At 61.3% G+C, this 14734-nt stretch carries 10 protein-coding genes; 4 read left to right on the top strand and 6 right to left on the bottom strand.

The genetic code is table 11. The features are described 5' to 3' along the window. Nucleotides 1-48: 48 nt before the first annotated feature. The 5 genes from AKV04_RS22930 to tpa form a co-directional block, all read right to left on the bottom strand. On the bottom strand, nucleotides 49-1119 hold the full coding sequence (locus AKV04_RS22930; RefSeq protein ID WP_054008734.1) for an acetate/propionate family kinase: 1071 nt from the start codon (nucleotides 1117-1119) through the stop codon (nucleotides 49-51). 1 nt (nucleotide 1120) lies between these two features. Beyond that, nucleotides 1121-1861, bottom strand: coding sequence for a sulfite exporter TauE/SafE family protein (locus AKV04_RS22925; RefSeq protein ID WP_054008733.1), 741 nt, complete (start codon nucleotides 1859-1861; stop codon nucleotides 1121-1123). After that, on the bottom strand, nucleotides 1861-3633 hold the full coding sequence (gene xsc / locus AKV04_RS22920) for a sulfoacetaldehyde acetyltransferase (RefSeq protein WP_054008732.1): 1773 nt from the start codon (nucleotides 3631-3633) through the stop codon (nucleotides 1861-1863). The genes AKV04_RS22925 and xsc overlap by 1 nt, the downstream gene beginning before the upstream one ends. Nucleotides 3634-3823: 190 nt before the next feature. Beyond that, nucleotides 3824-5284, bottom strand: a complete 1461-nt coding sequence (gene pdxR / locus AKV04_RS22915; protein WP_054008731.1) for a MocR-like pyridoxine biosynthesis transcription factor PdxR — start codon at nucleotides 5282-5284, stop codon at nucleotides 3824-3826. Between the two features lie 522 nt (nucleotides 5285-5806). After that, the gene (tpa, locus tag AKV04_RS22905; protein ID WP_054008729.1) at nucleotides 5807-7189 is read right to left on the bottom strand and encodes a hypotaurine--pyruvate aminotransferase Tpa; all 1383 of its coding nucleotides are present in this window, start codon (nucleotides 7187-7189) and stop codon (nucleotides 5807-5809) included. Between the two features lie 202 nt (nucleotides 7190-7391). Between tpa and AKV04_RS22900 the strand changes: the two genes are divergently transcribed. The 3 genes from AKV04_RS22900 to AKV04_RS22890 all read left to right on the top strand — a co-directional run bounded on the left by AKV04_RS22900 (nucleotide 7392) and on the right by AKV04_RS22890 (nucleotide 12052). Next, complete coding sequence (locus AKV04_RS22900) at nucleotides 7392-9572, top strand: dehydrogenase E1 component subunit alpha/beta (RefSeq protein WP_054008728.1); 2181 nt, start codon at nucleotides 7392-7394, stop codon at nucleotides 9570-9572. Continuing rightward, on the top strand, nucleotides 9569-10588 hold the full coding sequence (locus AKV04_RS22895) for an ACP S-malonyltransferase (RefSeq protein WP_054008727.1): 1020 nt from the start codon (nucleotides 9569-9571) through the stop codon (nucleotides 10586-10588). Before AKV04_RS22900 ends, AKV04_RS22895 begins: the two co-directional genes overlap by 4 nt. A 114-nt stretch (nucleotides 10589-10702) precedes the next feature. Further along, entirely contained in the window at nucleotides 10703-12052 is a 1350-nt protein-coding gene (locus AKV04_RS22890; protein WP_082351811.1) for an SPFH domain-containing protein, read from the top strand. A 74-nt stretch (nucleotides 12053-12126) separates the two neighbouring features. On the opposite strand, the gene AKV04_RS22885 is transcribed toward AKV04_RS22890, so the two are convergent. Next, the gene (locus AKV04_RS22885) at nucleotides 12127-13344 is read right to left on the bottom strand and encodes a flavin-containing monooxygenase (RefSeq protein WP_054008726.1); all 1218 of its coding nucleotides are present in this window, start codon (nucleotides 13342-13344) and stop codon (nucleotides 12127-12129) included. 237 nt (nucleotides 13345-13581) lie between these two features. Here AKV04_RS22885 and AKV04_RS22880 point away from each other — a divergent pair, with 237 nt between their 5' ends. After that, nucleotides 13582-14715, top strand: a complete 1134-nt coding sequence (locus AKV04_RS22880) for an aromatic ring-hydroxylating oxygenase subunit alpha (RefSeq protein ID WP_054008725.1) — start codon at nucleotides 13582-13584, stop codon at nucleotides 14713-14715. Nucleotides 14716-14734 lie beyond the last annotated feature (19 nt).

Below are 14734 nucleotides of genomic sequence, written 5' to 3'. Positions count from 1 at the left end.
CCTCCGCCCCGCCCTCGTAAAACCGGAAAAACCCACGCCCCCATGTGGTTACGCACCAGACCGCAGCAGCGCCAAGGCCTCAACCGCAATCGAGCGTTCTTCCTCAGCCTCCACGATATGCACGGGAGCATCCCCGGCCCATGCCAAACCGCGCACAATCTGCCCGCGCACCATCGCGTCATTCTCGCCAATGCCACCGGTGAAGGCGATGGCATCGAGTCCGCCCATCGCCGCAATCATGCTGCCCGCGTGCCGCACCGCCCAATAGCAGAAATGCTCGACCGCAAACGCCGCCTCTGGCGTGCCCGCCGCGTGCAACGCCCGCATGTCGCTATACCCGCCAAGGCCCAGCAACCCACTCTCGCGGTTCAAAATCTGCCCCGCGCCCGCGATCCCGTGCAGCTCCGCCAGCCGTAACACTGCATTGCCGTCTATGCCGCCTGTCCGCGTGCCCATGGTGATGCCGTCCAGCGGCGAATAGCCCATCGTCGTTGCCACCGACACGCCGCCCCGGATCGCACAAAGCGACGCGCCATTGCCCAGATGCAGCGCCAGCAACCGCTCGGGCAAAGCGCCCAAGCCCTGCAAATGCCGCACCAGACCGCCGTAACTGATGCCGTGAAAGCCATAGCGCCGCAGCCCGCGCGCCCGCTCTGCCACAGGCAGCGCATAAGTCACCGCCACCGCCGGGTTGCTGGCATGAAATGCAGTGTCAAAGCTGACAAACTGCGGCAGATCGGAGGCCAGTGCCTGCAGCGCCCGAATGGCCGTCAGATTGCCAGGGTTGTGCAGCGGGGCCAGCGGCACACAAGCCTCAATCCCCGCAATCACCGCATCTGTCACCCGCATCGGCCGCACCAAAGCCTCACCGCCATGCACCACCCGATGAGCCGCCGCCGTCAGATCACCCAAACCAACGCCCTGCGCTGCCATCGCCTTGAGCGCCAGCGCCAAAGCCGCTTGGTGATCGGCCACCGCACAATCCTGACCGACAGTGCCGATTTTCAGCCGTCCCGCCCCGCCAATCTCGGTCACCGACCCCGCCAGAACCTCGCGCAAATCCGCGTCAAACACCGCCAGCTTGACCGAGGATGACCCGGCATTGACCACCAGCAACATCTTACAGCACCGCCTTGATCAGCCCCATCACCGCCAGGCCGCCCAGCAGCAAAATCGCAAAGCGGCGGAAATCCTGCGGATCGGTGTTCAGAAAATGCCGTGATCCCAGCCAGTTGCCCAAGAACGTCAGCGGCAAAGCGGCCAGTGCCGCCCAAAGCGTGTCCCACGTCACCAAGCCATGCCACCAATACAAAGGGCCGGAATAGAGATCGAGCAGCGGGAAAAACGCGATCAATGTGGCGCGAAACGTCGCCGCTTGCATCGGCTGCGCGGCAAAGAAAGCCGCAATCGGCAAGCCGCCCATCCCCGGCGCATTGGCCAGACCCGAGACCACCCCCGCTGCCAGATTGCCCGCCCCCCGCACCTCCGCGCGCAGCCGCCAACCTGCCAGCAACACCCCACACATCACCAGAATATAGACCGAAATCGCCGCCCGCGCCGCTTCCTCGCTGATCCCCGTCAGCGCCCACAAGCCCAGCGGCAGGCCAACCGCTGCCCCCGCCATCATCAGCCAAACCCTGCGCCAATCGACATCGCCACCGATTCCGCGCGCGGCTTGCAGGCTCATCGCGGTTTCCAGAATGACCACCACGGCCACGAAATGCAGCGGATTGGTGACCACACCCGAAGCTGCAATCACCATCGCCGAATAGCCAAAGCCGGAATAGCCCCGGATGAAGGCCGCGATCAGGATCGCCACCGCCATCCAGATCGAAGCCCCCAGCCCGAGATCAAACGGCATCAAACAACCTGCTGGCGCATATCAGCCGCAGAAATCCCCGCCACCGCCACGGGTTTCTTCATCGCATCGCGGCGGAACGGCTCGCCCAACTCCTGATTGATCATCGCCTCAATCAGCGTGGTCTTACCCGCCTTCTGGTCGATGATCGCTTGCCGCAGTGCCGCCGTCAGCTCGTCCATCGTCCGTGCCACCACACCTTGCAGCCCGCAAGCCTTTGCAATGCCTGCATAAGACACCTGCGTATCCAATTCGGTGCCGACAAAGTTGTCGTCATACCACAAGGTCGAGTTGCGCTTCTCCGCGCCCCATTGATAGTTGCGGAACACCACTTGGGTGATCGCAGGCCACTCGCCCCGGCCAATCGCGGTCAATTCCGTCACCGCAATGCCAAAGGCGCCATCGCCCGAGAACCCCACCACCGGCACATCCGGGCAACCGATTTTCGCCCCCACCACCGCAGGCAGACCATAACCGCAAGGCCCGAACAGGCCCGGAGCCAGATACTTCCGCCCCGCCTCAAACGTCGGATAGGCATTACCAATCGCGCAGTTATTGCCAATGTCGGAAGAAATAATCGCCTCTTTCGGCAAAGCCGCCTGAATCGCCCGCCACGCCATCCGGGGGCTCATCCACTCTGGCTTATCCGCCCGTGCGCGCTGATTCCATGTGGTGCCCGCGTCGTCTTCCTCATGGTCCATCGAGGACAAAGCCTGCGCCCATGCCGATTTGGTCTGTGCAATCTTGGCTTTGCGTTCGCTGCGCGCATGGTCACCGGCGGTAGAGGCCAATCGCGCCAAAACCGCCTCGGCGACCTTTTTCGAGTCGCCGACAATGCCAACAGTCACCTTCTTCGTTAACCCGATCCGATCAGGGTTAATATCGACTTGGATGATCTTGGCCTGTTTAGGCCAATAGTCCAGCGCGTATCCGGGAAGCGTTGAGAACGGGTTCAATCGGGTACCCAAACAGAATACCACATCCGCAGCAGAAATCAACTCCATTGCCGCTTTGCTGCCATTGTAGCCCAAAGGCCCGGCAAACAGCGGGTGGCTGCCTGGAAATGCATCGTTGTGCTGATAGCCCACACAGACCGGCGCATCCAACCTTTCGGCCAGCGCCATGCTCGCAGGAATTGCCCCGCCCAAAACCACACCAGCCCCATTCAAGATCACCGGAAACTTCGCCGATGACAGCAATTCCGCCGCAGCCGCAATCGCCGCCTCGCCGCCCGAAGGCCGCTCAAATTCGACAATCGCGGGCAGGTCAATGTCGATCACCTGCGTCCAGTAATCGCGCGGCATGTTGATCTGCGCAGGCGCACTCGCCCGCTTGGCATTGATGATCACCCGGTTCAGCACCTCTGCCACCCGACTCGGATCGCGCACTTCTTCCTGATAGGCGACCATATCGGCGAACAAAGCCATCTGCTCAACCTCTTGGAATCCCCCCATCCCGATCGTCTTATTCGCCGCCTGTGGCGTGACCAACAACAGCGGCGTGTGGTTCCAATAGGCGGTTTTCACCGCCGTGACGAAGTTGGTAATCCCCGGCCCGTTCTGCGCGATCATCATGCTCATCTTGCCGGTCGCACGGGTGTAGCCATCCGCCATCATCCCGCCCGAACCTTCATGTGCGCAGTCCCAGAACGTAATGCCCGCACGCGGAAACAAATCCGAGATCGGCATGAACGCCGAGCCGATGATCCCAAACGCGTGCTCAATGCCATGCATTTGCAGCACTTTGACAAAAGCTTCTTCCGTGGTCATCCGCATCGCGCATCTCCTGAAATTCTGTGGTTAAGCTCGTTCTATCCCTCCGTCCAATCCCGCCTTAGGGCCAGAAGGAATACCGTGGTAAGTCCAGATAACACGGCGGGCGCAATCTCTTAGCAAATCCTGAAGATGACAGATTAAGCCATTGCCAAACCTAGATTAAAATTCACGTCCACGCGCGGACACTCCCTCACGCCCCCCGGATCGCCCGCCCAATCCGCGCAATCCCCTCCGGGATCTTCGCGGGCGAAATCGAGGAATACCCCAGCCGATAGAAATTCCGCGGCGCCTGCGCGGGGTCAAAAAATGCCCGCCCCGGCTCGATCAACACGCCTTCCGCCCGCAATCCCTCAGCCAACGCTTCCGTATCCACCCCCGCAGGGGCTCGCATCCAAAAACTCGATCCGCCAAAGCCCCCCTGCCCGGCCACCGTCAAGCCATTGTCGCGGATCGCCTCCTCCATCACCTGCCGACGGCGCCGATACGCGTTCCGCATCCGATTGATCAGTGCATCATAATGCCCAAGGCTTAGAAAATACGCCACCGTGCGCTGAATATGCCCCGGCGGATGCCGCAGCATCATCAACCGCAACGCCCGCGCCTCGCGGATAAAACTCGCAGGCCCCACCAGATAGCCCAGCCGCATCCCCGGAAACACCGATTTGCTGAACGACCCCGCATAGATCACCCGCCCCTCGCTATCCAAAGACTTTAGCGCGGGCGACACGGGTTTGAGGAAAGACATCTCAAACTCGTAATCGTCCTCCACAATCACAAAATCCTCGCGCGACGCCGCCTCCAACAGCGCCAGCCGCCGCTCCAACGGCATGGTCGCATTGGTCGGGCATTGATGGCTGGCGGTGGTAAACACCACATCCCCCCCCGCAGGTAACCGATCCGGCGGCAGCCCATCAGCATCGACATCGACCGAGATCACTTCCGTCCCCGAAGGCTCCAACACTCCGCGCAGGCCCGAATAGCCCGGATTCTCCACCACCGCCCGCCGCCCCGCCCCCAGCAAAACCGCCGTGGTGATCCACAACGCGTTCTGCGCCCCCATCGTCAGCAACACCTCATCCTCCCGCGCCGCAATGCCACGTCGCGGCAGGATCGAGCGCAGCAAATGCTCGATCAACAACGGATCATCGCGGTCATACATATCAGAAGTCAGCGCCGCGAAATCCTTGCGCCCCAACGCGCGCAACGCACACAAACGCCAATTCTGATGATCAAACAAACTCGCATCAGCCTGCCCGTAAATAAACGGATACTGGTAATTTTCCCAATCCAAGGGCCGCTTCACCGTCGCCAACCGCGAAAACCGCCCGCCGGTCAGGGTCGCAAAATCCACCCCCTCGGCCCGTGGCGCGCGCGCCTGCAACTCCGGCGCGCGCGGCGCGTTCTCGGATATGAAATACCCCGACCGTCCCCGCGCCATCAGATAATCGGCACTGACCAGCTCGGCATAAGACAACGTCACCGTGATCCGCGAAATCCCCAGATGTTCGGCCAAGCCCCGCGACGACGGCATCTTCTGCCCGGCGCGAAACCGCCCCGACAACACCCCTTCCGTCACCATCTGCCGGATGCGTTGCTGCAACGTACCGCGCGCAGCGGGCGGCAGCACGAAAGCTTCGGCGGGGATCGACATTCTGGCCTCATGGCTGCGGATTTCTGGACTTATAAGTCGCAGTTACGCCCCGCAAGTCAACCACCGCCCCGCTTGAAATCAAACAAGGCAGCCCTTCAATTAACTATGAAAGTTGGAAACTTTCGGCACCCATGCTGTAATATCGTTCAAAGAAGGACTTTCCCTACGATGCAAGATTTTGGTCCGACAGTTGTCGCGATTGCTGTGCTTGGCATTTTGCCGCTCATGCTTTGGGCAGAGGCGCTATGGCGTGGCTCACCCACCATCAAGAAACTCACGTCTGCACTTGTGGTCCTGTGGTTCTTTGCGATCATCATGATATCGCTGCCGGAACTGCTGTGCGACGGAAGCGTCTTGAATACGTTAAGCATCTGTAACGGACCCTTGGGGCCTGAGATCCTTGTAAGGTTCTTGGTCGTGGCACCTTTGCTCCCACTCATCCTGCTCATTTACGCAGGCTCCGTGCTAGCAAGGGTCCTGCGCAGCCGGGACTAATGATGCCCCGGCTGCAAGGATGTTAATTTAACCAAAAACCGTCGTCAGCGCGTTATCAATCGCCCCGGTGATCTGATCAATGTCATCCGGCGTGGCGATCAGCGCAGGCGACAGGCAAAGCGTGTTGTTCAGACCGGGGATCGAGCGGTTGGTCATGCCGATGATCACGCCCTGCGCGTTGCAGGCAGCCACCACGGCGGCGACCTTTTTCTCGTCCATCGGCTCTTTTGTCACCCGGTCCGCCACCAGCTCCGCACCGCAGAACAGCCCCTTACCGCGCACATCGCCGATGACTTTGTGTTTTTCCATCAAAGCGTTAAGGTTATCCATCACCCGCGCACCCATCTTCAGGGTGTTGTCGAGCAGCCCCTCATCCTCGATGATCCGCATATTCTCCAGCGCCGCCGCTGGCCCCGCCGTGCACCCGCCGAAGGTCGAAATGTCACGGAAATACGACATATGATCGCCGGCATCCTTGAACATGTCGAACACCGCTTCGGTGGTCACCGTGCAAGAAATCGCCGCATAGCCCGAGGCCACGCCCTTTGCCATCGTCACGAAATCCGGCTTGATGCCGTAGTGCTGATAGCCAAACCACGTCCCGGTGCGGCCGACGCCACAAACCACTTCATCAATATGCAGCAAGATATTGTATTTCTTGCAGATTTCCTGAACCCGCTCCCAATACCCGGTCGGAGGCGTGATCACACCACCACCTGCGGTCACAGGCTCCAGCACCAGCGCACCAATGGTATCCGCGCCTTCACGCAGAATGACTTCCTCAATCGCATCCGCCGCGCGCTCGCCGTAGTTCTCAACATCCCATTGCTTGCGATACTCCAAGCAGTGCGGCACCATCACGAAGCCATCCGGGTAAGGCCCATACTGCGCCGCCCGCTCCAACTGGCCGCTGGTGGCAAGCGTGCCAATCGTGGTGCCGTGGTAATCCCGCTCGCGGTACAGGATCTTCCACTTCTTGCCGCCGTGATGCTTGTGCGCGATCTGGCGCACCATCTTATAGACCTTCTCATTCGCCTCGGACCCCGAGTTCGAATAATAGACCCGGCTTAGCCCCGGCATCTTCGAAATCAGCCGTTCGGCAAACAAAGCCCCCGGAATAGATCCGCCAACCCCGGCAAAATAGTTCATTTTCAACAAGGTATCGCGCACCGCATTGGCGATGCTTTCACGCCCGTAGCCGACGTTCACCGTCCAGACCGCGCCAGACACCGCGTCGATATATTCCTTGCCGCGCGCATCCCAGACCCGCAGACCCTTGCCCTCAACGATGATCCGAGGGTCAACATCAGGGCTCTCGTAGCCCTTGTGCTGGCTCAGATGGTGCCAGACATGCGCCTTGTCGGCGGCCACCACCGCAGAAATGTCATTGGCGTTTGTATAGCCTTGCATGGCCGAACCTCACTTTGCTAGACCGCCCCGTGCGGTCAGATTTCGCGCCATAATCCGGGATCATCCGGCTTCCTCTTATGTCCAGACCGCAAGGGCCGATAAGGCCAGAGCGGATCTATGCCGTTTCCACATAGCCCCATGCCTTCTTCTCGTTTCCTCCCCCGCCGACAATCGGCTAAACATTGGGCAAAATGGGGGAAATATGGGCCGCTCTGTCATCGTTCACGAAAACTTCCTGCGCCGGGTGGCTGCCCGCGATTTTCCGCCCGGCAATCCCGCCACTGGCCCCCTTACCCCCGAAGATGCTGTCGCGATCTACCGCGCCGCCTGCACCAGCCGCGCGCTGGACCGCACCTCGCGCGAAATGCAGCGCCAAGGCACCGGGTTTTACACCATCGGCTCGTCGGGGCATGAGGGGCTGGCGGCAGTTGCCCTCGCCTTGCGCCCCACCGACATGGCCTTCCTGCACTACCGCGATGCCGCCTTCCAGATCGCCCGCGCGGGGCAAGTGCCGGGCCAAACCATCGCCTATGACATGCTGCTCAGCTTTGCCGCTTCGTCAGATGATCCAATTTCCGGCGGGCGGCACAAGGTTCTGGGCAGCAAATCTTTGAACATTCCACCGCAAACCTCCACCATCGCCTCGCATTTGCCTAAAGCCGTCGGCGCCGCCTATGCCATTGGCGCTGCCAAGAAAAACCGCCCCGAGCATGCGCAGCTTCCCGATGATGCCATCGTCTATTGCAGCTTCGGCGATGCCTCCGCCAACCATTCCACCGCCCAAGGCGCCTTCAACGCCGCAGGCTGGACCTCCTACCAAAGCCTCCCCCTCCCCCTGCTGTTCGTCTGCGAGGACAACGGCATCGGCATTTCCACCAAAACCCCCACCGGCTGGATCGCCAATTCCTTCAAACACCGCCCCGGCCTGAAGTATTTTCACGCCAATGGCCTTGATATTTACGAGACGTACCGCGTCGCCCAAGAAGCCGCCGCTTACGTCCGCACCCGCCGCAAACCCGCCTTCCTGCACCTGAAAACCATCCGCCTCTACGGCCACGCCGGAGCCGATATGCCCACCACCTATCTGCCGCGCGAGGAGGTCGAGGCCGAGGAAGCCCATGACCCCCTGCTGCATATGGTCCGCCAACTCGACCAAGCAAGCGCCATGCCCGCCGCCCAAGCCCTTGAAATCTATAACGAGACCGCCCAGCGCATCACCCGTATCGCAGCCGAGGCTACCACCCGCCCACATCTGAAAACCGCTACGGAAGTGATGGCCGCCATCATCCCGCCGCACCGCCCCTGCAAGCCCAGCAACGGCCCCAACCCCGACGCCCGCGCCACGGCTTTCGGAGGCGACCTCAAACAGATGGACGAGCCGCAAATCATGTCGCGCCTGATCAACTGGGCGCTGACCGATCTGATGCTCACCCACCCCGAAATCGTGATGATGGGCGAGGATGTCGGCCGCAAAGGCGGCGTTTACGGCGTGACCCAAAAGCTGACCCAGCGCTTCGGCCCCGCCCGGATGATCGACACCCTGCTGGATGAACAAAGCATCCTTGGCCTTGCCATCGGCATGGCGCAAAACGGCTTCATCCCGTTCCCGGAAATCCAGTTCCTCGCCTATCTTCACAACGCCGAAGACCAGCTTCGGGGTGAGGCCGCCACTCTGCCGTTCTTCTCCAACGGCCAATACAGCAACCCGATGGTGCTGCGCATCGCGGGGCTGGGCTATCAAAAAGGCTTCGGCGGCCATTTCCACAACGACAACTCGGTCGCCGTGCTGCGCGACATCCCCGGCCTGATCCTCGCCGTGCCCTCCAACGGCGCCGATGCCGCCAAAATGCTGCGCGAATGTGCCCGGCTTGCCCGCGAAGAACAGCGGCTTGTCGTCTTCCTCGAACCCATCGCGCTCTATCCCATGCGCAACCTGCATACCGACAAAGACGGTGGATGGATGCAGCGCTACCCCGCCCCCGATCAAACCATCCCTTTCGGTGAAGTCGGCATCAACGGCGACGGCACCGACCTCGCCATCGTCACCTTCGGCAACGGCAATTACCTATCACATCAAGCGCTTCCGCAGATCGAAGCCGCAGGCATCAAGACCCGCATCATCGACACCCGCTGGCTTTCTCCCTTGCCTGTCGAGGCCCTCCTCGCCGCCACCAAAGGCTGCAAAAACATCCTGATCGTCGATGAAACCCGCCATTCCGGCGGTGTGGCCGAAGCCCTGATGGCGCTGTTTCACGAAGGCCCGCCCACCAACCTCGCCCGCCTGACAGCAACTGACAGCTTCATCGCCACCGGCCCCGCCTATGCCGCCACCATGCCCTCCGCCGCCTCGATAACCGCCGCCGCCGTGGAGCTTTGCAAATGAGAACAGCCGTCCTGATCTGCCCCGGCCGTGGCACCTATACCAAGACCGAATTGGGCAGCCTTACCCGCTTCCCCGACGCTAAACTGCTGGCGCATTTCGACGCCCGCCGCAGCGTCTTGAACCAAGAAACCCTGACCGCGCTCGATAGCGCCGCCACCTACTCAGTGTCAAAACACACCCGAGGCGACAACGCCTCCGCCCTGATCTATGCCTGCACTCTGGGCGATGCGCTTTCCCTAAAAGACATTGAAATTACAGCCGTTACCGGCAATTCCATGGGCTGGTATTCCGCCCTCGCCTGCGCAGGCGCGCTCACCCCCGAGAACGGCTTTGAGGTCGTCAACACCATGGGCACGCTGATGCAGCAAAGCCTGATCGGCGGCCAGATCATCCATCCGTTCCTCGGTGAAAACTGGCTCCCGAACCCGAGGCGCAAAGCCGAACTGTTGCGCCTAGCTGCCGAAATCAACACCCGCCCCGACCACACCCTCACCCTCTCCATCGACCTCGGCGGAATGCTCGTCCTCGCAGGCAACGAAGCGGGCTTAAAAGCCTTCGAATCCGCCGTCCCGCCCGAACAATCCCGCTTCCCTATGCGCCTTGCCAACCACGCGGCTTTCCACACCACCCTGCAAGCGCCAGTCGCCGCGCAAGGCCGCGCCCAACTCCCCGCAGCCCTCTTCCAACAGCCCCAAAAACCGCTGATCGACGGGCGCGGCAGCATCTGGTGGCCCGGCGCCACCAAAACCGACCAACTCCACGCCTACACCCTCGGCCACCAAGTCACCGAACCCTACGATTTCACCGCCGCCATCCGCACCGCCGCCCGCGAATTTGCCCCCGATCTGTTCATCATCCCGGGCCCCGGCACCACATTGGGCGGCGCGGTCGCGCAAAGCCTGATCCTAGCCAACCACCAACACCTTGCCAGCAAACAAGATTTCCAAACCCGCCAAGCCCAAAACCCCCTCGTCATCTCCATGGGCCTGCCCGAGCAACGCGCGATGGTGACTTAACCCGCGCAAAACTCCCCCTCCGCCTTGATTGTATTTTAACCCGACCCATCGCAAACTCCGGCCATTCACTTCTGGAGATTGCTATGCCGCTATTGCCTTTGATCCTCGCCCCCCGTGGCGCTGGTCGTACTTGCCCTCCTGCTGGCAATCCTGTTTCGCCGCGTGGTCAGCACCAATGTCGTGCACATCATCCAGCGCGGCCGCGCCACCACGCCCTATGGCACCAACCCCGATGCCGGAAACGTCTATTACGCGTGGCCGTCGTGGATTCCGCGCTTTGGCGTCAATGTGATCCAACTGCCGGTCAGCAACTTCGATCTGACGCTGGAGGATTATGAAGCTTATGACACCGATCGCGTGCCGTTCATGGTGCATGTCACCTCGTTTTTCCGCATCGCCGACACCGCGATAGCCGCGCAGCGCGTTGATTCCATTGCGGCTTTGAAAGAGCAGTTGATGCAGATCGTGCAAGGCGCTGTGCGCAAAGTGCTGGCCTCGGACAAGATCGACGCCATCATGCTGGAACGTTCCAAATTCGGCGCGGCGTTTACCTCTGAAGTGATCGAGCAGCTCAAGCAATGGGGCGTTGAACCCGTCAAGTCTATGGAGTTGATGGATATTCGCGACGCCAGCGGTTCAAAAGTGATCTCGAGTATCATGGCGAAGAAAATCTCGCATATCGAGATGGAAAGCCGCCGCGAAGTGGCCGAAAACAAGCGCGCCGCAGAAACTGCTGAGATTGAAGCGCAGCGCGAGATTGACATGCGCAAGCAGGAAGCCGAGCGCGCGGTAGGCGAGAAGACCGCCGAAAAGCAAAAGGCGGTCGGCATCGCGCAGGAACAGGCGCGGCAGGAAATTCTGACCCAAGAAAAGGAAACCCGCGAGCGTCACATGGCCGTCACCCGCGTCGATGAGGTCCGCCGCGCCGAGATTGAGCGCGACAAACAGGTCGTCGCCGCCGAGCAAGACAAGCAAACCACGGTGATCATCGCCGAGGGCAATCTCGCCGCCCAACAGCGCGAAGCTGAGGGTATTCAGGCCTTGGGCGAGGCCCGCGCCGCCGCCGAAAAAGCCATGCAACTCGCCCCGGTTGAGGCGCAAATCGTGCTGGCCAAAGAGATCGGCGAGAATGCCAGCTACCAGCAATATCTGATGACGATCGAGGGCATCAAAGGCTATATTGTCGTCGGTGGCGAACAGGCCCGCGCGCTGCAAAGCGCCGATGTCAAGGTGATCGCCAATACCGGAAATCCCGCTGAGGGGATGAGTTCGGTGATGGATCTGTTTACCTCAAAAGGCGGCACGCATCTGGCCGCTTCGGTCGAGGCTTTCGCGCAAAGCCCGCTGGGCAAGGCGTTTCTGGATAAGGCGATCAAACCCGTTGCCCCGCCCGCCACGCCTATTGTGACGCCCGCCCCAGCAAACGCGCCAGACAGCCCGCCCGATGTCATATCAAACGCCTAAAGCTTAACAAATCCTGAACGACACGCCGCAAGTGATTGATTTCACTTGCGGCGCTTTCTGTCCACGCGTGGACACTACCTTGCCGCGATATGCCCCGCCAAATAATCCGCATCATGCCAGACCCCCCAAATGAACGGAGAAGCCCGCCGCGACAGCCAGGGCAGCCCCAGAAAATACAATCCCGGAACCGCTGCCACCCCGCGATCATGCGCAGGCCTGCCCTTTTCATCGAACGCATCCAGCTTCAACCAACCATAATCCAAGCCAAACCCGGTCGCCCAAATGATCGACGAAATCCCCGCCGCCTGCAAATCCAGCGCCAAAATCGGATTGCTCACACAGTCCGGGTCCGGCCCAATCAGCCGCGCCTCCGGCTCCAAAGGCAGATCCAACCCCTCAGCCGCCGCGTAAGCGTCCGCCAGATCCAGCGTCGCGAGATAGTTCTCATCGCCCCGCCGAATATTCGCGCCCAGATCGCCGCCCACCTGCAACACCCCGTCGCGATATTCACCAACACGGCCCAGCAAGGTCATCCCCCCCGCCGCCAATCGCCGGAAATCCACCGTATGCCCGCCCCGCGCGCCCGAAACCGCGATCGTGACATGCTCGGTCCCCGGCTCTTTCGCGCGCGCGTCCCACTGCCCCAGCACCCCCAACCACCAGACAAAATCCTTACCCCGGTAGGCGCGCGGCGGGCGGTCATGCGGCCCAACCGACAGATACACTTTCTTCCCCGCCCGCATCAATTCGTCAGCAATCTGCGCGCCCGAAGACCCCGCCCCCACCACCAGCACAGCGCCCTCCGGCAACTGCCCCGGATTGCGGTAGGCGTTGGAATGCATCTGCACGATGCCAGCGCTTTCCGGCACCAAAGTTGGGATCAGTGGCTTCTGAAACGGCCCCGTCGCCACCACCACATTGCGAGCATCAACCCGCCCCGCCGAAGTCTCAGCCACAAACCCCGCGCTCGAAGGCTCCAACGAGGTCACCTCAACCCCGCAGCGGATCGGCGCTGCGATCTTCTCGGCCACCGCCTCAAAATACGCCGCAATCTGCTCTTTCGGCGCGAAAGCATCCGGGTCGATCTCGTCAAAGGTCAGGATCGGAAAGCGGTCGTGCCAAGCCGGGCCATTCGCCACCAGCGAATCCCAACGTTCCGTGCGCCACCGTTCGGCAATCCTGTGCCGCTCCAGCACCAGATGCGGCACCCCGCGCTCCCGCAACTGCGCGCTCATCGCAAGCCCGGCCTGCCCGCCGCCAATGATCAGCGTGTCAATATGTTCGGTGGGCATCGCGGCGTCCTTTTGCTGTGGGTGGCCTCATCGGCAGTTCCCCATCCTGTAAGACAGACACCGCCCAGCGCAAATAAGGATTTCACGCAGCATTGATTAGGCTAGGCCCAAAGCCACGCCGCAGATTGGCTTAAGCCCCGCCTAAGCAAAGCTGAGCAAAACACTGATGGCTCGCACCGTCGCTTTCGGGCAAAGTTCAGCTTCTGACCCCCGAGCACCCTCAGCCGCGAGCACGCCATGAACCAGCATCACAGCCTCCCCCCCGCCGCCGCGTTGCACGCCAATGTCTCGGTGCCGTTCAATCAGGCCCATGCGATGCCAAAATCGCTTTACACCAGCGACGCCTTCCTCGCGCAGGAGCAGAAATACATCTTCGCGCAGGAATGGCTTTGCGCCGGCCGCGCCGAAACCCTTGCCAACCCCGGCGATTACCTGACCATGCAGATCGCAGGCGAGCCGGTGATCGTGCTGCGCGACCGTGACGGTGAAATCCGCGCGATGTCCAACGTCTGCCGCCACCGGATGTCCACGCTGCTGCAAGGCCGTGGCACGACCCGCGCCATCGTCTGCCCCTATCACGCCTGGACCTATAATCTCGACGGCACTCTGCGCGGGGCCGCGGCGATGACGTTGAACGAGGGCTTCTGCAAAGACCAGCTGTCGCTGCCACAGATCCGCTGCCAAGTCTGGCAAGGCTGGATCATGGTCAGCCTGAACCCCGATGCGCCCGATCCCGAAATCGCCCTCGCCGGGGTGCGCGATCTGATCCCCAATCTGGATATGTCCACCTATACCGAGACGTATCAGGAAAGCTTTAACTGGGCGACGAACTGGAAGGTTCTGGCCGAAAATTTCATGGAATCCTACCACCTGCCGATGTGCCACGCGGGCACCATTGGCGGCGCGACAAAGCTGGATGAAATGACCTGCCCCGAAGGCACCGAAGCCTTCAACTATCACTGGATTCTGAAAAACGATTCCGTTCCCCTCGCCCTCGCCCATCCCGCCAACACCACGTTGCAAGGCGATGATCGGCGCAAGACCTGGCTGCTGGCGATTTACCCCTCGCTGCTGATCACCCTCACGCCGGGCTATTTCTGGTATTTGTCGCTAACCCCCGATGGCCCCGGTCGCGTCAACGTGCTGTTCGGCATGGGGATGAGCGCCGATTGGCTGGCCGACCCCGAAGCCCCGGCGCATCTGGCAAAGGTCAAAGCCCTGCTTGATGATGTGAATATCGAGGACAAAGGCTGCACCGAGAAAGTCTATCGCGGCCTGTTGTCCGGTATGGGAACCCCCGGTCCGCTGTCGCATCTCGAGCGGCCAAACTACGAATTCGCGCAATACCTCGCCAGCCGCATACCGGCCTGACCCGAAAACGCCCCAACCC

The organism is Cypionkella psychrotolerans, assembly GCF_001294535.1.
GTDB lineage: Bacteria > Pseudomonadota > Alphaproteobacteria > Rhodobacterales > Rhodobacteraceae > Cypionkella > Cypionkella psychrotolerans.
Note: the sequence above shows the minus strand (reverse complement) of the source record. Positions and strands in the feature narration are given on the sequence as shown.

What these genes read in the sequence shown, in the direction of transcription:
- AKV04_RS22930 (WP_054008734.1), bottom strand. Translation starts at nt 1,119, where the DNA reads ATGTTGCTGGTGGTCAATGCCGGGTCATCCTCGGTCAAGCTGGCGGTG.
- AKV04_RS22925 (WP_054008733.1), bottom strand. Translation starts at nt 1,861, where the DNA reads ATGCCGTTTGATCTCGGGCTGGGGGCTTCGATCTGGATGGCGGTGGCG.
- xsc (WP_054008732.1), bottom strand. Translation starts at nt 3,633, where the DNA reads ATGCGGATGACCACGGAAGAAGCTTTTGTCAAAGTGCTGCAAATGCAT.
- pdxR (WP_054008731.1), bottom strand. Translation starts at nt 5,284, where the DNA reads ATGTCGATCCCCGCCGAAGCTTTCGTGCTGCCGCCCGCTGCGCGCGGT.
- tpa (WP_054008729.1), bottom strand. Translation starts at nt 7,189, where the DNA reads ATGCAAGGCTATACAAACGCCAATGACATTTCTGCGGTGGTGGCCGCC.
- AKV04_RS22900 (WP_054008728.1), top strand. Translation starts at nt 7,392, where the DNA reads ATGGGCCGCTCTGTCATCGTTCACGAAAACTTCCTGCGCCGGGTGGCT.
- AKV04_RS22895 (WP_054008727.1), top strand. Translation starts at nt 9,569, where the DNA reads ATGAGAACAGCCGTCCTGATCTGCCCCGGCCGTGGCACCTATACCAAG.
- AKV04_RS22885 (WP_054008726.1), bottom strand. Translation starts at nt 13,344, where the DNA reads ATGCCCACCGAACATATTGACACGCTGATCATTGGCGGCGGGCAGGCC.
- AKV04_RS22880 (WP_054008725.1), top strand. Translation starts at nt 13,582, where the DNA reads ATGAACCAGCATCACAGCCTCCCCCCCGCCGCCGCGTTGCACGCCAAT.